Below are 20,128 nucleotides of genomic sequence, written 5' to 3' on the forward strand. Positions count from 1 at the left end.
CAAGGAGGCATCATGAACCGCATCGGAAAGGGCCTCGGGTCGCTGATCCTGCTCGCCGTGCTCCTGGTCGGTATCCCCGCCGGGCTCGTGTTCTTCGCCGGCAACCCGCTGCCGTCGTGGGACGAGCTCGTGGCCGGGTTCACGATGCGCGACTACACCGGATCCTTCCTGATCGGGACGATCATGCCGATCGTCGCGTGGATCGCGTGGGCGACCTTCGCTGTCGGCTTCCTCGCCGAGCTGCCCGCGCAGCTGCGCGGCGTGCCGCGGCCGCGGATCCCTGGCCTCGGCGTCCAGCAGAAGGTCATGGGCGGTCTGCTCGCCGCAGTCATCGCACTGTTCTCGCCCGCGGCCGCGTTTGCGTCAGAGGTACCCACACAGCCTTCGGTGTCGATGAGCACCTCTGTCGTCTCGGTTGCGACCACCGAGGCTGCGGCTGAGGAGGCCCCTGTCGTCGAGGCAGGCCCGCAGTACGTGGTGACGGGTACCGACACACTCGCCCGGATCGCGGAGAGCACGCTGGGCGACCGCAGCCGCGCTGCAGAGATCTCCGCGCTCAACCTCGGTGTGCAGCAGGCCGATGGGGGAGCGCTGACCGCATCGGGATGGCTGCAGGAGGGATGGGTGCTCACCCTGCCGGCAGACGCCGTCGTGCCAGCCGCAGCGGATGTCGCGGCAGCGCCTGCCAGCGCCGAGGCGGAGACGGTCACCGAGATCACCTACGAGCAGCGTGCCATCGTCTCCGGCGACACCCTGTGGGACATCGCGGCCGAGGAGCTCGGCGACGGTACCCGCTACCCCGAGATCTTCGAGGCCTCGAAAGACATCGTTCAGCCTGGCGGCGGCACCATCACCGATCCGAACTGGATCTACCCCGGCCAGCAGGTCAACATCCCCGTGGCCACCGTCGTCCCCATCACTCCGACCGTCGACGCGGCGGGCACCACCGGCAGCACTGGCTTGATCGACACGGACGAGGGCGCTGCCGGCGCCGTCGACGTCGACGCAGACGAGGGTGCTGGTGCCGCGGGTGCTGGCGGCGGCGCCGACGAAGGCGCTGGCGCGTCGGGTGCGGATGCCGCGGCCGAGGACGAGGCCACAAGCGGTCTGGGGTTCACCACGGATGCCACCCAGGCGCCCGCCGACGAGGCGCCCGTCGACGAGGCTGCAGCTCCGGCCGCGGCCGTCGACGTCGACGAGGACGACACGAGCGGCATTGAGGACTACTTCCAGGTCGCCACCATCGGAGGCATCGGCGCCACACTCGCCGCCGGCCTCCTCACCCTCCTCGGGTGGCGGCGTCTCAAGCAGCGCCGCGACCGCAAGCCCCGCCAGCGGATCGCGATGCCCGACGAGACGGTGTCCTCCGTGGAGCTCGAGCTGCGCGCCGTGGAGAACCCGCTGGGCGCCGAGGCGGTCGACACAGCCCTGCGCCACCTGGCCGTGTGGGCGCAGGAAACCGGCAGCCGGCTCCCCGCGCTGTACGCCCTCCGCCTCGATGAGAGCTCGGTCGCCGTCTACCTCGACGAGCCGACCGACCTTCCGGCACCGTTCACCCAGTACGACCCCGAAGACAAGCTCGCTTGGATGGTCGCGCTGACCGACCTCGAGCCTCTCGACACGGTCCCGTCCGCGCCGTACCCGGCGCTGGTCATGCTCGGCCACGACGACAACAACGGGCACATCTTCGTCGACCTGGAACGGATCGGTGCGCTCAACGTCACCGGCGCCACCGGAGAGCTGCGCCAGGGCGTGCTTACCGCCATCGCGATCGAGCTCGCCGCGAACACCTGGTCTGAGGACGTCCAGGTCACCCTCGTCGGCGTCGGCGATCGCCTCCCGCTCGCGCTCGGCAGCGGCCGCGTGCGTCACGTCGAGGACACCGACACGCTGCTGCGCAACCTGCACGGACAGGCCGCGGCGGTCGAAGCTGCTCTCGCTGAGCTCGGCGTCGACGGGCTCGAGCAGGCACGTACTACCGGAGCGGATGCGGAGGCCTGGGCGCCGGAAATCATCATCCTCGGCGACAACCCGGACGAAGCCACCCGTGAAGCCATCAGCGAGCTGGTCACCCGGATCCCGCGGGTCGGTATCGCAGCTGTCAGCGCCGGCCACCTGACGGGCAGCTGGAACCTGGCACTCACCGAGGACCGTCGAGCTCAGCTCGAGATCCCCGGCACCGGCGTCGCCATCCCGATCACCCCGCAGCTTGTCGGCACGCGCGAGTACAACGAGATCCTCGCGCTGTTCGACGTCGCCACAGAGGGCGCCGCTACCGGCGTCGCGCTCGACGACGAACTCGAGCTCGACGAGATCCCCGCCGCTGCAGTCGAAGCCGACGAGGTCGAAGCCGAGCAGCTCCCGCTCGTCGACGAGCCCGACGTCGAGATCTCCGAGCCTGTCGCCGCCGAGAAGGAGGCGGAGATCTCCGAGGCGGACGAGGCAGCACCCGCCGCCGTCGACGAGGAGCCGGCGGAGACCGTCACGGTCGACCTGGTCGACGAGGAGGCCGCGGCCGAGCACGACGAGCCGCTCGCGGCGATCACACCGCTGCACCGTGGGCCGTACCTGCAGCTGCTCGGACCCGTCGAGGTTCGCGGCGCGCGTGGAGAGGCGCCGGTGAACCCGAACACCGCCGCGCAGTGGCGATCGGCAATCCGCAAGGGGACCGAGCTGGTCGCGTTCTTGTCGGTGAACCCGAACGCCACCGCCGAGCAGGTACACGCCGTGTTCTGGCCCGGCCAGATCGCCTCGGGCAAGAAGGCAAACGACGACCGCAACGGGCTGACCTCCAAGACTCGCCGCTGGCTCGGACAGAACGATGACGGCGAGCTCTATGTGCCGCTCGTGACGACGGGGGAGTACCGGCTGCACGAGGACGTCCGCTCCGACTGGCAGGACTTCCTCGGTCTCATCGGTGACGAGATCTCCGACACCCCCACCGACCGGCTGCTCGCTGCGCTCGAGCTCGTCAAGGGACAGCCCATCAGCGGCGTCCCCGACAAGCGCTACGTGTTCGCCGACCGGCTGCGCAACGAAATGATCGCGACCATTGGCGACGTCGCCCATGAGGTAGCCACCCGCAGCCTGTCCACAGGGAAGGTCCGACACGCACGCCTCGCCTCCGCGATCGGACGCATGGTCGACCCCATCAACGAGGTCTTCTGGCGTGACGGTCTGCGCGCCGAGCACCAGGCAGGCGACCACGCCGGCGTCGAGCGACTGATCACGCAGCTCGAGCAGAACCTTGCCGCCGTCGACGAGGACTACGAGCCCGACACCGAGACGCAGTCCCTCATCGCTCAGCTGCGACAGCGCCACGCGATCGCCAGCTGACCCATGACCACAACTCGTGAGGCCCCCCAAAGCGCGCGCGCGGGACGTTTCCCGGCGTTGCGGTACCCGCTCGCGGCTGTGGGGGGCTTCGCTCTGTCAGCGGCCATCACAGCGCCCCTGAGCCCCGATCTCGGGCTCACGGTCGGCAGTTGGGTCATGATCAGCGTCTACAGCGTCTACGGGGCGCTCCTGGCGCGCACGGACCTGCAGGAGCGTCGACTGCCCGACGCGCTCACACTCACGCTCGCCGCCTTCCTGACGGGCACCGTCCTCGCTCTCGCGATCACTGCCGGCGCCGGCGGTGCAGCGATCTCTGCAATCAGCGGCGCACTCGGCCTCGCGGTGTTGCTGGCAGCGTTCGGGCTGCTCGGGCAAGTCGGTTTCGGTGACGTGAAACTCGCTCTCAGCGTGGGGCTGCTCACCGGGTGGCACACCTGGTACTTCCCGTTCATCGCAATCGCGGTCGCCTACGTCCTCGCGTTCCCCCACGCGATCATCGCGGCGGTGCGACGCAAGCACGGACACGAGAGCACGGACCTTCCGTTCGGCCCCTACATGATCGCCGCCGGCCTGGTCGTCGCGATCGTCGCCACCCTCGCCACCCTCGCCAGCTGAATGTCCGACGAGTACTACAGCCCCGAAGGGGAGTACCTACGGCGCGTGCTGCGGCGCAGGCGCGCGCGGACCGAAGTCGCGGCCGCGGGCTGGTTCGGCCGCAGACGCGCACGCGACCAGCTCCGTGAGCTCGAAGAGAGCGACGGCCTCGACGATGCAGCACAGCGATGGGCGCGTTCGATGCTGCTGACCGAGATCGCGAACGCCTGGGCGCGGACCTCCCGGCATTCCAACGAGTGGCATCCGCGACTGCTCGAGCACCTTCCGGGCCTCGCCGAGGAGGCCGCGGCCGAGGCTGTGCTGCAGGCCGGTGACGACGAGTTGCTCCACCCGCTGCTCACCGCCGCGGCCGCGGAACAGCTCGCGCGTGAGAACGTCGATCGGGTGAGGCGCGTGGTGGACGACCCGACCATCTACCTGCTGCGCACCACGACGCCAGAGGGGAACCCGATGACCGTGCTGCAGCACGCTGCGAGCGGTCTGCGTGGACGATTCGCCGTCGATCCCTTCGACGGGTTCGGTGACGTGTTCTCGAAGCCCTACGACATCCCGTCGATCAACCCGGACAACCCGCACGACGATGGCAACCGCTGGGAGCTGTACGCGGGTCTCGGCATCGGGCGTCGCCTGTACCTCTCCGCGGCCGACCTCCACCCACACGTCCGCTGGCGTGCCGGTATCCAGAGCCCCTATGCGGCGCCGCTGCGCACCAGGCTGCACGACGCCGACCCGTACCACTGGGGGGCGAGCTGCACCTGGTGCAACGAGCGGCGGATCATCTGGCGCGAAGCCGACCCGACCGAGCTCGCCGAACACCCCATCACGCCGGCGCCGGCCGCGATCGCCCCCCGGATCATCGAAGTCATCACCAGCTCGAGGTAGCAGAGGGTCATCCTCCGTGGATGCTCGCGCCGACGAAGACCGGGGGAGAGGCCACCTGTGGCAGCGCCTCCTCACGGCCGCACACCACGCACACCAACGCGGCAGGGCGATCGCGCATCACCACACCGCAGCAATGCGGCTGGGTGCCGGCTGCCAGCCAGTCGTGGACCATCCTGCGAAGCTACGCCCCCGCGCGGCCGCGAGCATCGACTTCTCCACAGCACGTTCCCCAGACAGGTGTTTTGTGGCACAATACCTATATGGGAATCGAGTGGCCGGAGTCAGCTGACAAGCACGACATCCCCCACGCTGACGCTCTCTACGCAATGCAGAACGCGACCTACACGAGCACCAAGGTCAAGATCAACGACGGCGACACCCGCAACCAGCGTCGCGTCTTCATCGGCCCACAGCACGCACAGACCGATCGGCTGATCGAAGTGCTCATTGAACTCAAGCCCGGCGGCAACTTCGTCGTCTACCACGTCATGCCGCTGGGCGCCTACTACCGCCGACAGATGGAGGAGGAGAACGAATGACCCTCAGCAAGAAGGACCAGGAGCGCTACGCCACCCTCGCCGCGCTCGAAGAGCAGCCCACCGGCGCGTCAACGCCGGGGGAGAGCGCCCACGGCGCCGACGCCGCAGCCATCGGGCAGCAGCTCCTCCTCGAGGCCCTCGGAAGCACACAGGCTGTCGCACGGGCCGTCGGAGGACGACCCCGCGTCGGCGGCACGGCCGCGGGATCCGGCGCGTCCCCGACGATCCGCACCCGCGTCACCCCGACCCGCAAGCGCGAGGTCGACCAGCTGCGCGCGCAGCTGGGGATGAAGACCGACTCCGACGTCGTCCGAGCCGCCCTCGACGAGTACGTGCAACGGCACCTGCAAGCCAGCGCATGACAGCGGGGAATGTCGGAGACGACCACTAGGGTCCGCCCATGCGCGTCATCGGAACCATCCGCAGCACCGCCACAGAGCGGATCACCGTCGAGGCCGGCAGCTACCAGGAAGCGCGCGAGATGCTCGAAGCGCAGATCCCCGAAGGCCACGAACTCATCGCCATCCGCACCGACGACACCGACGCCAGCTGACCATGGGCACACTCGCAGACTCGATACCCGCAGCTCACGCGCGAAGCGCCTGGGCTGCGGGTATCGAGCCCCTGCGTGAGGCGTTCCCACTCCACGCCGACAAGCTCGTCCGCGCGATCGCGTACTCCTACATCGAGCCCCTCCCGACACCGATCTTCATCATCGGGGGAACCCCCACAACCCGAGACGCGCTCGCCGACGCACTCGCCGAGCTCGCCGGCGAGATCGAACGACCACACATCGACCCCCTCACGTTCGCAGGAGTCCGACGTGCCGTCGTGCCCGGCAGGCCACTGGTCCTCACCAGCGCCCCCCACGTCAGCCCCCGCGCACCACTCAGCGCGCTCGACGAGATCGAAATCGAGAGCTTCGTCTCATTCGCCACCCCACTCAGCAAGGCCTCCGCGCTGATCATCGCCAGCTCTCAGACAATTCAGCCGCTCAGCGCCGAGCGCTCCATCACCATCGAGCTTCCCCAGCGTCCGCGCAGCCTTCAACCGCTCCGCTCGCTGGGAAGTGAACCCGCCGCTGCCGGCCGACGCATCATCGCGAGCTATCTGCAGCAGAACGCGCCCCACCTGGATCTCGACCCTCATGGGATCAACATCGCCCGACATCCCGACTTCGCCAAGCCCCGGCGCCTCGACGCCGCGTTCTACCTCGGCGACACGATCCTGAGCACCCTCGGCCTCGATGCTCCCGCCCAGCCCGCGACGTCATGGCTCGGCGAGGACGACCAAATCATCTGGGCCCTACGCGAGGCCGTCAGATACCTGCTCGCCAACGGCGGCGAGCTCACCGACAACGCCAGCCAGACCAAGGAGTGGGTGATCGGACGCACCGACCACCGCTACCTGTATATCCGCCCCACCGAAGCGCTGCCCTTCATCCGGGCCGCGCACGGTGACCCCACCCTCAGCATCAAAGCGATCACCACGACACTGCGCCGGCTACATCTGATCGGCACCAAGACCGGAACCGTGACCGCGCGAATCGGTGGAGAACCCACCCGCGTCTGGAAGATCCCCGCCGATCGAGAGATCTAGCGCGACACGCCGAGCTCAGCGAGCGAAGACGGGCCACACCACCCGAGGAATCCACTCCGAGGAAGCGTCGGATGACACACAACCCTCGTCGACGCAGTGTCGGGATCGCGGTGAGATGACACTGAATGTCACGTCTGCCGGGGCCTCCGGGTGCGATCGAGGCGTTTCTTGCCGTGACACTTTCCACCCGGCTGCCGCGCGGCTCCCGACACTAGCGGGGCCTAACAGAAGGTCTCTGTCGCTCGTGGCCGATATTCTCTCGTCAGCTGGAGGACGCAGCGCGGAGTACGGGGGATCGTGATGGCTGAGCCGCTCAATGTGGATAAGTTTCGGGCGGGATTTGGCAAGGCCGCAGATGACATGGGGAGGCTCGCCCGGAGCACCTCGGCACAAGTCGTCGAGCAGGCCGGGGATCTGAAGGACGCCGCTGGGAACACCCTCCAGAGGCTCGCCACCAAGAAGCCGGACCCCTACGAAGAAGCAATCGCCGAGTACAACGGTGCGTTCACAGCGATGAACGACAGCGGACTATCGCTGCTCCGCCAGCGTGAACGCTCTACGGACCTGATCGACCTGGTCGAGTTCCTGGTGAACAGCATTGCGAACACGCCGAAGTCATTCGAGAAGGACTTCAAGGAGATCGACGTCCACAAAGCGCAGTTCGTCGACGTCATCGAGTTCGCACGGAAGGATCTTGAGGCCGCTCGAGCGTCCGCGGTCGGGGCGGGGGCAGGCTTCGCGGCGGGTGCTGCTGTGGCGAGCATGGCGCCGACAGCGGCCATGTGGGCCGCCACGACCTTCGGTGTTGCTTCGACCGGCACTGCAATCTCCACGCTGTCGGGGGCTGCCGCGACCAACGCGGCGCTGGCGTGGCTCGGTGGGGGAGCTCTCGCAGCTGGCGGCGGCGGCGCTGCAGCTGGCAGCGCGCTGCTCGCACTTGCAGGCCCCATCGGATGGACTGTGGCGGGGGCTACTTTGCTCGTCTCGGTCGTGCTGTTTACGAGGAAGAAGTTCGAGAACCGCGAGGCGAAGCAGGAAGCGCTCGCCGGCGTCAAGCAGAACACCGCCCTCGTCCGGGGCATCGACGCCCAGATCGACGACCTGCTACAACGCACCTCTTCGCTCCGCGAGCACCTTCTGAACCGCTATCGCGACGCGCTCACATTTGTCGGCGCTGACTTCCTCGCGCTGTCCGCGCCTGAGCAGTCCCGGCTCGCCACACTGGTCAACAACGCAAAGGGGGCCGCGGTGCTCCTCAGCCGCACAGTGGATCAGCAGGCCGCCGATGAGTGATCCGCAGACGCTCGCGAAAACCAACCAAGAGCAAGCGGTCGCCGCATGGGTCAATTACCTGAACCAACTCCGCCTGGACAATCTGCTGAGCGCCTTTCGTCGGCAAGACGTCAATCTCGAGGATGCGCTCGCCAGCGTCGACGAGGCGATCAGAAAGATCGACCTCGAAGTGATCACGTCCAACCGCGGCGGCGTGAAGGGCATGCACGGCTTCATTGCCGAGGTTGCCGAGGTGGGCGTCGGTAACGCGCGGAGCCAGATTCTCGGAGAAGGTGCCGTCTACCAGTGGGTGAACGACAACGGCCCTGTGGACCTCATGCGCGGCGGCGTGGAGATCCAGCAGAAGTTTGTCGCTGCCGGCGGGCGCTTTGGTTTGAGCGCAATCACGGAGCATCTTGAGAAGTACCCGGATTTCGTGACGAGCGGTGGGAAGTACCAAATCCCCAGTGACCACTTTGATGTGATCCGAAAGCTCCACGATATGCCGCGCGAGGAAGCCGGCAGTCTGCTGACACGTAGCGGGGACGGTCCCTCTTTTCGGGACTGGGAGCGGGTCCAGGCGTTCTTCGACAAGGGCTCGGTCAGCATCGAGTCACTCGAACCATCCACGCTCGACTACCACGAGGTGCAGCGAGGCGTATACGAGTCCACGCTGGCGGCGGAGAAGGACGCTCTCCGCTCCACCGACCAGACCCAGCGCGACCACGCCTACCACGCGAGCCGACCGAAGCTCAAAGAAGGCGCGAAAGCAACACTCGTAGCGGCTGCCGTCGAGGGCGGGACCGCCTTCGTTGTCGCGGTGGTCGAGAAACGCCGAGAGGGCAAGAAACTCAAGGACTTCACGGTCGACGACTGGACGGAGATCGCCGGTAGCACGGGGCGCGGCACTGTCAGGGGCGGGGTTCGTGGTCTCAGCATCTATTCGCTGACGAACTTTACGGCGACTTCTGCGGCCGTCGCCAGCTCGATAGTCACCGCGGCGTTTGGGATCGCTGAGCAGGCAAACAAGCTACGACGCGGGGAGATCGACGAGCTCGAGTTCATCGAGGCGGCGGAGCTCGTCTCCCTGGAAGCTGCAGTCAGCGGCCTATCATCCTTCGTCGGCCAAGCACTCATCCCGGTCCCAGTTCTCGGTGCCGTGATCGGCAACACCGTGGGCATGGTCATGTACAGCGCGGTCTCATCATCGCTATCCCGGCGAGAAGCGGAACTCATCACCCGCTACCTCGAAGAGCAACGGGTGCTCGACGAGCATCTCGCTGCTGATTACCAGGAGCTCGTCAACCGGCTCGATGAAAGCATGGGCGACTACCTCGCGGTTCTCGAGCGAGCGTTCTCTCCCGATGTGGAGGTCGCACTTCTCGGATCGGTCGATCTAGCGCTCACGCTCGGCGTGGTGGCAGATGATGTTCTCGATTCAGAACAGAAGACCTTCACGTACTTCCTCGACTAGATCGCTCCGGGTGAGCTACTGCTTCTCCATCTCGACCGTCATCGTCACGCCCATCGCGGTCAGTTCGTACTTCAGCTTGCCGTCCTCATAGGTGAACTCCTTCGAGTCGTCTCCTGAAGCCAGCAGCCCCGTCTCCATCTGTGCGACGTCGCCAGCGGACATCCATGTGAATGTCTCGACAGCCTCGGTGGGCGCCTCGTACGTGCCGACCCAGTACAGCGCCGTTGTGGAGTCCGCCTTGTTGACCCAGTTCACCGTGATGACGTCGCCGGAAATCGAAGCGGCCTGGTAGGAGTCGGCCGAGTTCGAGTTCGTCTGCATCCAGTCACCTGTGAGATCCAGCGGCTCGGCCGCAGGAGCCTGTTCTTCGGCAGTAGCCGAGGCGGTGCTGCCGCCTCCGCTGCTCTCTGTCGCTGCCGTTTCCGGGTTGCTCGAGCAGCCAGTCAGTAGAAGCGCGACGATAACAACGGGGGCGAGGGCTTTGAGCTTCATGCTTTGGATACTATGGGCGGCCGGTGACGCCTTTAGCATCGCGCGCATTCGGCCGCTGATCGTTCCCCAGCTGAGTCGGCGACCATTCCTCCGCGCCGGGTGACGTCTGAGCCAACCGATAGCGTGGGGATCATGCGAACTACTGGGGGATTGGCGGCAATTGTTGCTGCGACGCTTTTGCTCACCGCGTGCGGGACATCGAGTGAGCCGGTGGCTGGTGAGCCCGACACGATGACCTCGGCGCCCGCCGAAGAGCCGGCAGCTGCGGAGATTGAGCCCTTGCCGTTCAACGCCAGCGGCTACCTCGGCGGCACGGCACAGCCCAACCTCGACGCGGGAGAGCCCGGCGAGGTCTCGGTGGTGCAGATCGGCCCGCTCGATGCGGCAAGCGGAACCCTGATCTTCGCGTTCCGCAACAACACGAGCGAGAGCATCTCGCACGTCGACTGGACGGCGACCGCACGTAGCGGCGGGTCCATCACGGCGACCGGAAGTAGCCAGGGGACGACGCCGGCTCAGCTGCAGCCGGGCGAGGCGGGCCTTTCCTACATCTATTTCGACAATGCCGATGCCATCCCAGCCGATGCCGAGTACGAGTTTCAGGTGAGCACGACCGCTGCTGACACCAGCCCCTACAACACTGCGCCGCTGACCGTAACCGAGGCCAACGTGTCCGGCGACTCCATCGTGGGCAGCGCGACGAACGAAACGGGGGCCGAGACGACGGGGCCATACAGCGTCGAGGTTTACTGCTTCGAGGGCGACACCCTCTTGTCCAGCATGATCACTTTCGCTGAGCAGACCGACGAGATCCCAGAGGGCGGAACTGTCACGTTCTCAGCGAACCTGTTCGGCGATTCCTGCCCAACCTTCGTCCTCGGTGTCAGCGGCTACTTCGCATAGCAGCGCGCCTCCCATAGAAGCCGCAACCTTGACGACTAACGGCTGTCGCAAGTCAACACACCGGCGCGCGCATCCGGACGATCGTCGCGGGGCTTTCGCGATCAACGAGTGAAAGCCTGCGCACCCGCCTTCGGAATCGGCGTGTCGTGACACTTGATGTCACGTTGCCCACCGCGTGTGTCACGAAAAGCCTGGTTGTGTCATCGCAAGCCGTTCCCGACACGCAGCAGTATTGCTCGCACGTCGCTGTAACAGCAAAGCCCGACTCGCGCGCAGTGGTACACAATTGAGGTGTACCAACGAAATTAGCGCTGACCTGGGGTTTCATTACCTCTGGTACACCTGCCGATTCGCAAGGTGTACCAAGCATTTTTGCCTTCTGATCAGTGTTTTTATCACGGTTGGTACACCTGGTACACCTTTTCAGCGGCAGTCCTCACACACGCGCGCCCGCGCGAGGCGTAAAAGGTGTACCAACAGCGAAGCCAAACTTTTTTCGGGAACCGATGTCCGCGAAGCGTCCGAGGCTGGGCCTATACCTGGCATGAGAGCTCAGAGCCGTCTGCGCGACGCACCGAACCAATCCGTGATTCTGAATCAGCTACGTGTTAGAAACAGGGCATGCCAGCCAGAGCGAAGCCAGGACGTCGTTCATACGGCCCTCGCGCCGTCAGGACGGTTCGATATCCGGAGGCCTACGACCCGATCCTCGAACGCCTCGCTGCGGAGTCTGGGATCCCCCTCAGCAGCTGGCTTGCGCTGGCTGTCTCACAGCAGGCCGGGCTTGAGATCCCGGACTACGTCAAGGACGAGTTGGAAAAGGCGGCGCGCGAGCGCGCTACGCGCGAGGCAGAACAGGAGCTCGACATGCTCGACATGCCAAAGTCCGCGTAGAAAGACTCAACCCCCTCTGGTCTGCCAACCATCGGGGGTCTTGAGTGCTTTTGGGTCACAGCCTCCTGCCAGAGGCTGATCAAGTTACTGATGCTGAGTCAGTCAATCCATGATCGGATGTTCATGATTATAGCCGCGATATTGCGGATGTCTAGCGTTGGTGTGGCCGTCGTGTCGCACACGCTGGGCGCTGCAGCGTGCACCCGAGGGGGTGTGCTGCAGCGATGACGCTTGAGTACACCGGCACGTCGACGGCTACGAACTCTCTCGATCGTGTTCTCGAGGCCCTGGACCGGGGCGGGTGGAAGCCCCGCCGGCAGGGAAGCCAGCACATGGCGCTGTGCCCAGTGCACGGCGACGCGATGCCGTCGCTGAGCATCCGCTACGACCGCACCGGCGGCAAGGTGATGTTGCACTGCTTCGGCTGCGGCGATGCCTTCGATCTCCGCGACGTGTGCGGCGCGCTCGGCCTGACCGTCAGCGACCTGTTCGACGCACCGCTGCCCGCCGATCGCCGCACCGGCTCGCGCACCCCGCGGGCGAAGCGGCCCTCGCTGCCGCCGCGGCTGACGCAAGATGAGCTCGCCCCCAAGACTCCGGATCTGACGGGCGCGACATGGCGCCAGGTCAAGGTCTACGAGTACGTCGACGACAACGGCGTCGTCCTGCAGCGCGTGCACCGCGAAGAGACCACCCTGGACGGACAGCGGCACAAGAGGTTCACGCAGAGCTACCGTGGCGCCAACGGCCGGTGGGTCAAGCGCAAGCCCGAAGGTTTCGCGCCCCTCCTGTACAACCTCGCCGCGATCCGCGCAGCGGTCGCCGCCGGCGGCGACGTGTGGCTGCTCGAGGGGGAGAAGGACGCCGACAGCGCGATCGCCGAGGCCCTGGCCGCGACGACGAACGCCGGCGGTGCCACGGCGTTCCCCGCCGAGCTGCTCGAGCAGTTCCGCGGCGCCACCGTCAACCTGGTCGTCGACAACGATCCCGCCGGCGCACAGCGGGCCGCGGCGGTCGGCGCGCAGCTGGCGGAGCTGGGCATCCCGGCACGGATCTACCTGCCCAACCTCGACGACCGCAAGTCGGACTTCACCGACCACATGGACGCCGGCGGCACCGTCGCTACGCTCGTCGAGATCTCCGTCGACGACGCCCGCGCCATGGTCGCCGCGGCCGAGGCAGACAAGCTCGTCCACGGCCGCACCGGCGTCGCCGTGTGCCTCAAGGAAGCGACTGCCCAGCTCGAGCAGAACCAGCAGGACCGGGCAACCTCCGAGCAGCACGCCGAGGCGTGGGCGCGCGAGTCCCTCAACCGCCTCGAGCGGATCCACGCGATCAACCCGGACCTGACCGCGGAGCAACTCAGCGACCGGGGCCGCGTGGCCCTGACCGAGTACGCGGCCGCGGTCGCGGAGGGCGCGCGGATCTCCCGCGACACCTACATCGTCGCAGGTCTCGACGTGCCCCAAGCGGTCGCCTCCTCCGTGGTCGCAACCCGCCCCGTCGTCGACGAGCAGCAGCCGGCAGAGACTATCGAGATCACCCCCTCCGCACCCCTCACGCAGACCGGCAGCGGCGGCGGGGGAGTGTTCTTCGGCAACGACAACCCCGAGGACCAGCCCGAGAAGCGCCCCTTCATCCGAGGCAACCACTACGGCGTGGTTGAGGGGCAGACCGTGCTCATCAAGCACACCCCCGGCGACGAGGACGACCAGTACCATCGGGTCATGCACGGCTGGGCAGAGGTCCAGACAGTCGCCATCGAAGACGACGGCACGGACAACGAGATCGCTCGCCCCCCGCACCTGTACGTGATCAAGTTCTCCCGGTGGGTCCGCAACGATCGCGGCTACCCGATCCGCGACAAGGAGACCGGCCAGTTCCAGACCGAGTCGGTGGTGCTCAAGTACACCGAAGACCAGATCCGCGACGGGTCATGGTCCAAGGCGATGCCCTGGCCTGGGTTCCTCGAGTCGAACAGCCGCCGCGGCGCGGATCAGGCATGGGATGCGATGAACGCGATCAAGCCGCCGCGGAACAACAGCATCGTGCACACCACGGTCGGATGGCGCACCACCGACACCGGCGACTACTTCGTGCACGCGACCGGCGCGATCGCCAAGAACGGCGCGCTCGGCGTCGAGGTCGACGTCGCGACGACCTCCGAAATCTACGCGATGCCCGAGCCGACCACCGACCGCGACCAGCTGCGCCAGGCGTGGCTCGACGGCACCGTGGCGCTGCGGGAATCCGAGCTGCCCGCCCGTGTGATCGCACCGCTGCTCGGCCACTCCTGGACCGCCCCGGTCCTGCCTGGCCCGATCTTGCTGCACCTGGTGGGCGGGTTCGCTTCCTACAAGACCTCACACAGCCGTCTGGCCGTGCAGTACTTCGCCCCGAACCTCACCCACAACACCAAGGGCCTGATCTCCGGCGCATCCGGCGGATCCACCGCGATCGGCCTGCAGCGCACCCTCTCCGCGATCAGCAACGTGCCGGTGATCGTCGACGACTTCGCCCCGGACGGCAACGCCAGCGACGCGATCCGCCGCATCAGCACCCTGGGCCGCACCGTGTTCAACGGCATCGGTCGCATCCGCGGCAAGCAGCGCGGCGGCGCCGAGGCCGACCGCCCGATCCTCGCCAGCATCATCACGTCCGGCGAACTCTCCGCCCAGGGCTCCGCCGACTCCCGCATTGTCAACCTCCCGCTGGATCCCGCCACGCTCAAGAACGGCGGCGTGATCTTCGGTCGCCTCGAGTCCAAGCGCGCCCGCCACGCTCGCGCGCTCATCGGTGCTTCGCTCGTGCAGTGGACGGCCGCGCGCCGTCAGCAGCTCGTCGACGACTTCACCGAGGCCGAAGAGGACAGCGAGCACCGCCTGTGCACGCAGGCCTACTGGCGTGAGGCCATCCCCCGCCAGAACGGGCACGCGGGCCTCCACGACCGCCTCGTGCAGTCTGCCGTGGTCCTGGACCGCGGCATCATGATCATGCTGATGATGCTCCGCGACCTCGACGTCATCAGCGACGACGAGGCCCGCGACTTCTACGGGTGGGCGCGAGCGGGCATCGCCGAGGCGATCAGTCTGCAGGACTCGTCCGCATCCGACCCCGCCGAGCAACTCATGGAGTACCTGCGCGAGGCGATCGCCAACGGCAACGCTCACCTAGCCGGCATGGACGGCACAGTCCCCGACGATGCGAGCTCGCTGGGGTGGGCCGACCAGTCCACCGGAATGAACCCGCAGTGGCGCCCCAACGGGCAGCGCGTCGGCGTCATCAACAAAGACCGCCTCTACCTGTTCCCGACGACGGCCGTCGCCGTGGCCCGCCAGATGTCGCAGCGCGCCGATGAAGCGTTCAGCGACACCAAGACCTCGCTCTCCTCGTCGATGCTCTCCCACGGCTGGCTCATCGCGGACGGCGCCGGCAAGCGCAGCGTCGTCCGCCGCACCGGACGGTCGATGCAGCACCGCGTGTGGGACATCCCACTGTCCGCGCTCACCGGCAGCGGCCCCGACACCCCGAACGACGACACCGGCCTGGACGGGGGAGAAGGCCCCCAGACGCCGCCCGAGAACGACATCCCGTCGCTGTTCGAGGCGCCCAAGGTCGACGAGGCCACAACCACCCCCGAGGCGCCCGCACAGCCCGCCGTGACCGAGCCCCAGCAGCCTGCATCCGCAGAATCACCCGCCGCGCCTGCCCCCCGACCGGCAGCGCCCGCACAGCCCGCCGTCGCGACGTCGGCCGAGGACTTCCGTGCACCGCTCGGCGTGCTCCACACGGACGGGCTGTGGCTGTCCACGGGCGAGCTGATCACCATCCGCGGTCAGCTCGAGCACGCCGGCCAGCTCGCGCAGCTCGCCACCGACCTCAACCTGGGCACCCGCATCAACCAGGGCACCAACGGGGCGCGCAAGACCGAGCGCGGCCAGATCTTCCTCACCATGGAAGCCGCTCTCGCTCTCGGACTCCCGCTGGACACCCTGCCCGAGTCCACCGACTCCGACTACGGCAAGCTGCTGCGCGAAGCCACCAAGGGGCACCCGTTCATCACCATGGCGACCGAGACCGGATTCTCGCTCAGCGGCGACGGATCCATGGCCGGCAGCATCGACATCTGGCGCGAGGATGACCGCCGGATCGGCGCGCACATCGCCCTCATCCCTGCCCAGGACTTCCGCTTCATCAGCACGATCCTCGACGGCGACCCAGACCCCGCGACCATCGCCCGTCGCCTGGGGAAGTTCACCGCGGCGCTCAAGTTCCCCTACCGCAGCAGCGCCGGCACCACCGGCACCAAGCTCATGCGCGCGCTGCTGCCCCGCGACAAGCACGACGAGATCTACTACCCACAGGACCGCCCCGGCCCGGTCAAGGACCAGATGATGGCCGAGGGTGACTTCAACTGGCAGCGCAAGCTCTTCGGCGACGAGCTCGAGCAGCGCTGGGTACACGGCTTCGACCGTGGAGGCTCCTACCTCGCCGCCGCGAGCACCGAGGTCGGCGTCGGAGCCCCCACCCACTACGACGGCCCGCTGCAATTCACCAAGGCCACGAACAAGCCCGGCTACTGGCTGATCACCGCACCGGAACCCGGCAGCTGGCTGATGCCCGACATCTTCGCCGCCCAAGGCATCGTCCGTGACGGGTTCACCGGATCGCAGATCTGGGTCACCACCCCCACGCTCGAGCTCGCGAGCGAAATGGGCCTCGAGCTCGAGATCCACGAAGCCTGGCTGTGGGACCGCAAAGCCAAGGTCTTCGAGGCCTGGTACAAGCGGGTCCGCGACGCCCGCACCACCCTCGACACCACCGACGTCGACGACCAGGCCGCTCGTGACCTCCTCAAGATCGTCTACGCGGCCGCGATCGGCATGCTCGACTACCGCGGCGACCACGACACCCTCGCCGTGTGGGCCCCGCACCGCCACGACATGATCGTCGCGAAGTCCCGCGCCAACATCATCCGCCGCGTCCTCGCCAACGCCGAGCGCACCGGCCGCTGGCCCGTCGCGATCGAGAAGGACACCGTCGTCTACACCAGCGACCACATCGACCCGCTCGAGGCCTGGCCCGGCGACCCGTCCTGGTTCGGCCGCGGCCTCGGTCAGTACAAGTACGAGGGCTCCGACCAGCTCTCGCATCACGCCGAGTTCCTCAACGGCGACGGCACCTACAAGGGCAAGCGACACCTGAATGAGTTGATCTGATGGCACTGAGCAAGGAAGCGCAAGCGCGGCAGCTCGCCGCGATGTTCGAGGGACTCACCGGGCACAAGCTCCCCGAGGTCTCCCGCGACACCAAATCCATGCTCAAGTTCCTCTTCCCCGGCCAGAGCGACCGGTTCCCGATCGCCACGAAGCTCGCCGCCACGAAGCTCGGAGTCTCCCAGGGCACCGTGCAGCGCTGGATCCGCGGGGCGCAGAATCCCCGCGCCGCGATCACCCAGGAGCTCACCAAGCGCGTCCGCCAGTCCGTCACCACCAAGCGCGGCCGCGGTCAGCTCGCCAAGCGCATCCAATCCCAGATCCCCACCCGTCAGCGCACCATCCGCATCAACGCGCTGCAGGGCCCGTCCGCAGACCCCACGGACAAGAAGTACGTCGCCGAACGGTTCAGCAACCTCGATATGTCACCCTCCGAGCAGCAACAGCTCTATGACGCCTGGGTGCAAGGCGGCGACACCGGCGCCACCGACTACCTCACCGGCCTCTACGACAACCGCTACGTCGACGGTTGGCAGTTCCACGGCATCAAGGGCGTCGAGTTCCGCTGACACGAATGACCCGGCACCACAGCCTCGTCACGCTACGCTGTATGTAGTGAATGTCACGCTTTTATCAGGTGTGACCGGACTGACGACCAGAGAAAGGACCAGCCGATGGCAGCCTCCATGCCCGAGCTCGTCGACTACGCCTACATCGCCGAGAAGCTCAACGTCTCTCAGCAGACGGTGCGCGTCTACGCCACCGGCACCAAGCAGCGCAAGGCCGGCTTCCCCGAGTCGGTCGCACCCAAGACCGCGCGCTCGCCGCTGTTCCGCAAGAAGGACGCCGACGCGTTCATCCAGCGACGCCTCACCGAGACCGCCGGCGACACCGCCCAGGAAGAGGCAGCTCACAGCGCATTCGCCGAGCTCGGCCGCGAGATCAACCTGCGCAGCCGCGAACAGCTGCAGCAGGCCCTCTTCGAGGATCTCAGCCTGCCCCGCACCGAGAAGGACTCCGTCTCGACGCCAGCGCTCAAGAAGCTCTATGCCGACACCGGATCCACCTTCGTCGCCCACGTACTCGCCTACCGCGGCGCTGCAGTCGAGTGATCGCCTCGCGCTCGCCGCAGCGCCGGCACCAGCTCGGTTGACGGAGCGCGCCCACGCCTCTAGGCTGTGAATGTCACATTCACTAGTAGGAGTCAGGTAATGCCAGACGAGATCGACACGCCGGCACCCTTGTGGTTCACCCCCGAGAGCGCCGACGTCGATGCGCTCGAGCAAGCCTGGGGAGCCCACAAGCTCAGCAAAATCATGGGCGCCGCCCTCGGCAGCTTCAACCGGCTCGGCCACGTCAACGCCGGCACCGCCTCCGACACCTTCGGCGTCTCGGAGGGCACCATCCGCCGGTGGATCCGCGACGGAGTTCCTGCCAGTCGACTCGAGCGTGTCATCTCGCTCGTCCGCCCACCACAGGGCGCATTCGACCAGGAGCGCAAGGATCTCGTCTACGCCCGCGGCGCCGTGACCAAGATCACCACCGATCCAGAGAACGCCGTCGCACTCTGGGGCTACAAGGGCTACCTCGAGCAGTGGGATCTCGCGATCATCAAGATCAAGGGAATGCCCGTCCTCACCGTCCGCATGGCCCGCACCGACCGCGACCGCGCCGCAGACAAGCGTCTCGTCGCCGGCGGCGAGCTCGTCGAGCGCGTGACCTTCCCGAGCTACTGGGCAGCCATCGTCGCCCGTAGCGAGCTCCTCGAGGACGTCTACCCCTACCGAGTCCAGCTGCGCAACACGAAGCTCGCCAGCGGCGCTGGCAAGGCTTTCCTCGACGAGGCTCCCCGCAAGACGTTGCGCTCCTACCGGAAGCGTGCCCGCACCAGCGTCCGCAAGACCACCGAACAGAGCGACTGACAGGCGGCAGAGGCATGCTCCGACAGCTCCCGCTCAACCTTCCCGACGAGGACGAGCTTCTCGCCGTCGCCACGATCACGCTCGACGGCGCCGGGGAGTACAGCCTGAGCATCCACAACATCGTCGACGCCCCGCTCAAAATGACGCCCACTCAGCAGGCTCGAGCGCTGCGCATCCTCGCCACCGGTATCGAAGCAGAAGAAGCAGTCGGCAGAGAGCAGACCCCGTGAGCAAGGGGCACACGGGCCCCACGTTCTGGCATGGCGGGTTCCCCGGCCTCACGGTCGGCTCACGCCTCCTGAGTCCCTATGACGCCGCGGCCGCGCGCATCCCGATCTCATACACACCCCGCGATCGGCCGGAAATCGGCCTCGTCTCTCGCACCGATCGCGTTTACTTCAGCACGCGCCAGGAGTTCGCTCGCGCCTTCGCGTTCCAGACCGAGATCACCACACCCTCCGGCACCCTGACATCGCGAGGCACCCTCTACGCCGTCGAGCCGATCGGCGCCACCGAGGAAGATCCCGACTTCGCCGGCCACGAGATCTCATGGTGCGCGCCCGGCGCCATCATCACTGCGATCGTCGAAACCGATGTGCGCATGCGAGCTCGTGACGCAACCCGCGTCATCGGCAGCTACGCCACCTGGGACGACGGTCGACCGATGTACCTCGAGGACGGACGGCTCTGCATCACCTGGCAGATGGAGAGCCTCGGCCTCACTCAGGACACCGTCGACGAGATCGTGCGTCCGTGGACTCCTGTCGAAACCGCACTCGAGCGCATCGCGACAGCCACCCGTACCCATCACCCCCGCTGACCGGGGGAGCCGCGGTGTCGACCGCGCTCGGGATCGAGGCGAGGCCGGCCGAGCGCAGCGAGCCGGACCTGCCGGGCACCGCCACGACAACTCCACCCACGACAGCGGCCGGCTCGCCGGCCCGCCCGAGGCGTGCGGCGCAGCCGCTTGCCCACCCGGGAAGG

General features: G+C 67.1%; 19 protein-coding genes. 17 read left to right on the forward strand and 2 right to left on the reverse strand.

The genetic code is table 11. The features are described 5' to 3' along the window. The first annotated feature begins 12 nt into the window (after positions 1 to 12). The 3 genes from ACPEH2_RS14535 to ACPEH2_RS14545 all read left to right on the forward strand — a co-directional run bounded on the left by ACPEH2_RS14535 (position 13) and on the right by ACPEH2_RS14545 (position 4,833). Positions 13 to 3,336 carry a LysM peptidoglycan-binding domain-containing protein gene (locus tag ACPEH2_RS14535; protein ID WP_423719012.1) on the forward strand — a complete coding sequence of 1,108 codons (3,324 nt, stop codon included), beginning with the start codon at positions 13 to 15 and terminating at the stop codon, positions 3,334 to 3,336. A gap of 156 nt (positions 3,337 to 3,492) precedes the next feature. After that, positions 3,493 to 3,951, forward strand: a complete 459-nt coding sequence (locus ACPEH2_RS14540; RefSeq protein WP_172400032.1) for a prepilin peptidase — start codon at positions 3,493 to 3,495, stop codon at positions 3,949 to 3,951. Next, positions 3,952 to 4,833 carry a hypothetical protein gene (locus ACPEH2_RS14545; RefSeq protein ID WP_423719013.1) on the forward strand — a complete coding sequence of 294 codons (882 nt, stop codon included), beginning with the start codon at positions 3,952 to 3,954 and terminating at the stop codon, positions 4,831 to 4,833. It begins immediately after the preceding gene. Between the two features lie 7 nt (positions 4,834 to 4,840). Here ACPEH2_RS14545 and ACPEH2_RS14550 read toward each other — a convergent pair whose 3' ends face one another. Beyond that, entirely contained in the window at positions 4,841 to 5,005 is a 165-nt protein-coding gene (locus ACPEH2_RS14550) for a hypothetical protein (RefSeq protein ID WP_423719014.1), read from the reverse strand. A gap of 88 nt (positions 5,006 to 5,093) precedes the next feature. Here ACPEH2_RS14550 and ACPEH2_RS14555 point away from each other — a divergent pair, with 88 nt between their 5' ends. From ACPEH2_RS14555 to ACPEH2_RS14580, 6 genes are all read left to right on the forward strand, one after another. Then, positions 5,094 to 5,372, forward strand: coding sequence for a hypothetical protein (locus ACPEH2_RS14555; protein WP_005052675.1), 279 nt, complete (start codon positions 5,094 to 5,096; stop codon positions 5,370 to 5,372). Beyond that, the gene (locus tag ACPEH2_RS14560; protein ID WP_423719015.1) at positions 5,369 to 5,734 is read left to right on the forward strand and encodes a hypothetical protein; all 366 of its coding nucleotides are present in this window, start codon (positions 5,369 to 5,371) and stop codon (positions 5,732 to 5,734) included. Before ACPEH2_RS14555 ends, ACPEH2_RS14560 begins: the two co-directional genes overlap by 4 nt. Positions 5,735 to 5,772: 38 nt before the next feature. Then, positions 5,773 to 5,925, forward strand: coding sequence for a hypothetical protein (locus ACPEH2_RS14565; protein WP_005052671.1), 153 nt, complete (start codon positions 5,773 to 5,775; stop codon positions 5,923 to 5,925). A gap of 2 nt (positions 5,926 to 5,927) precedes the next feature. Then, positions 5,928 to 6,971 (forward strand): hypothetical protein, encoded by a 1,044-nt coding sequence (locus ACPEH2_RS14570; RefSeq protein WP_005052668.1) that lies wholly within the window; start codon positions 5,928 to 5,930, stop codon positions 6,969 to 6,971. A 300-nt stretch (positions 6,972 to 7,271) separates the two neighbouring features. Beyond that, on the forward strand, positions 7,272 to 8,264 hold the full coding sequence (locus tag ACPEH2_RS14575) for a hypothetical protein (protein ID WP_423719016.1): 993 nt from the start codon (positions 7,272 to 7,274) through the stop codon (positions 8,262 to 8,264). Then, a complete protein-coding gene (locus tag ACPEH2_RS14580) occupies positions 8,257 to 9,717 on the forward strand; it encodes a hypothetical protein (RefSeq protein ID WP_423719017.1) in 1,461 nt (486 codons plus the stop codon). Before ACPEH2_RS14575 ends, ACPEH2_RS14580 begins: the two co-directional genes overlap by 8 nt. A gap of 15 nt (positions 9,718 to 9,732) precedes the next feature. On the opposite strand, the gene ACPEH2_RS14585 is transcribed toward ACPEH2_RS14580, so the two are convergent. Beyond that, a complete protein-coding gene (locus tag ACPEH2_RS14585; protein ID WP_423719018.1) occupies positions 9,733 to 10,209 on the reverse strand; it encodes a hypothetical protein in 477 nt (158 codons plus the stop codon). A 210-nt stretch (positions 10,210 to 10,419) separates the two neighbouring features. Here ACPEH2_RS14585 and ACPEH2_RS14590 point away from each other — a divergent pair, with 210 nt between their 5' ends. From ACPEH2_RS14590 to ACPEH2_RS14625, 8 genes are all read left to right on the forward strand, one after another. After that, a complete protein-coding gene (locus ACPEH2_RS14590; RefSeq protein ID WP_423719019.1) occupies positions 10,420 to 11,112 on the forward strand; it encodes a hypothetical protein in 693 nt (230 codons plus the stop codon). 621 nt (positions 11,113 to 11,733) lie between these two features. Beyond that, entirely contained in the window at positions 11,734 to 12,006 is a 273-nt protein-coding gene (locus ACPEH2_RS14595; RefSeq protein WP_005052665.1) for a hypothetical protein, read from the forward strand. 224 nt (positions 12,007 to 12,230) lie between these two features. After that, positions 12,231 to 17,225 (forward strand): CHC2 zinc finger domain-containing protein, encoded by a 4,995-nt coding sequence (locus ACPEH2_RS14600; protein WP_005052663.1) that lies wholly within the window; start codon positions 12,231 to 12,233, stop codon positions 17,223 to 17,225. Continuing rightward, positions 17,225 to 17,791: a hypothetical protein gene (locus tag ACPEH2_RS14605; protein ID WP_005052659.1), complete on the forward strand. Its 567-nt coding sequence runs from the start codon at positions 17,225 to 17,227 to the stop codon at positions 17,789 to 17,791. Before ACPEH2_RS14600 ends, ACPEH2_RS14605 begins: the two co-directional genes overlap by 1 nt. Before the next feature lie 105 nt (positions 17,792 to 17,896). After that, positions 17,897 to 18,334: a DNA-directed DNA polymerase gene (locus tag ACPEH2_RS14610; RefSeq protein WP_005052657.1), complete on the forward strand. Its 438-nt coding sequence runs from the start codon at positions 17,897 to 17,899 to the stop codon at positions 18,332 to 18,334. Positions 18,335 to 18,433: 99 nt separating this feature from the next. Continuing rightward, the gene (locus ACPEH2_RS14615) at positions 18,434 to 19,144 is read left to right on the forward strand and encodes a hypothetical protein (protein ID WP_005052653.1); all 711 of its coding nucleotides are present in this window, start codon (positions 18,434 to 18,436) and stop codon (positions 19,142 to 19,144) included. A gap of 14 nt (positions 19,145 to 19,158) precedes the next feature. Then, complete coding sequence (locus ACPEH2_RS14620; RefSeq protein WP_005052651.1) at positions 19,159 to 19,374, forward strand: hypothetical protein; 216 nt, start codon at positions 19,159 to 19,161, stop codon at positions 19,372 to 19,374. Then, a complete protein-coding gene (locus ACPEH2_RS14625; protein ID WP_423719020.1) occupies positions 19,371 to 19,964 on the forward strand; it encodes a hypothetical protein in 594 nt (197 codons plus the stop codon). The genes ACPEH2_RS14620 and ACPEH2_RS14625 overlap by 4 nt, the downstream gene beginning before the upstream one ends. The last annotated feature ends 164 nt before the right edge of the window (positions 19,965 to 20,128 follow it).

This window comes from Microbacterium sp. NPDC064942, assembly GCF_049545525.1.
Lineage (GTDB): Bacteria > Actinomycetota > Actinomycetes > Actinomycetales > Microbacteriaceae > Microbacterium > Microbacterium gawkjiense.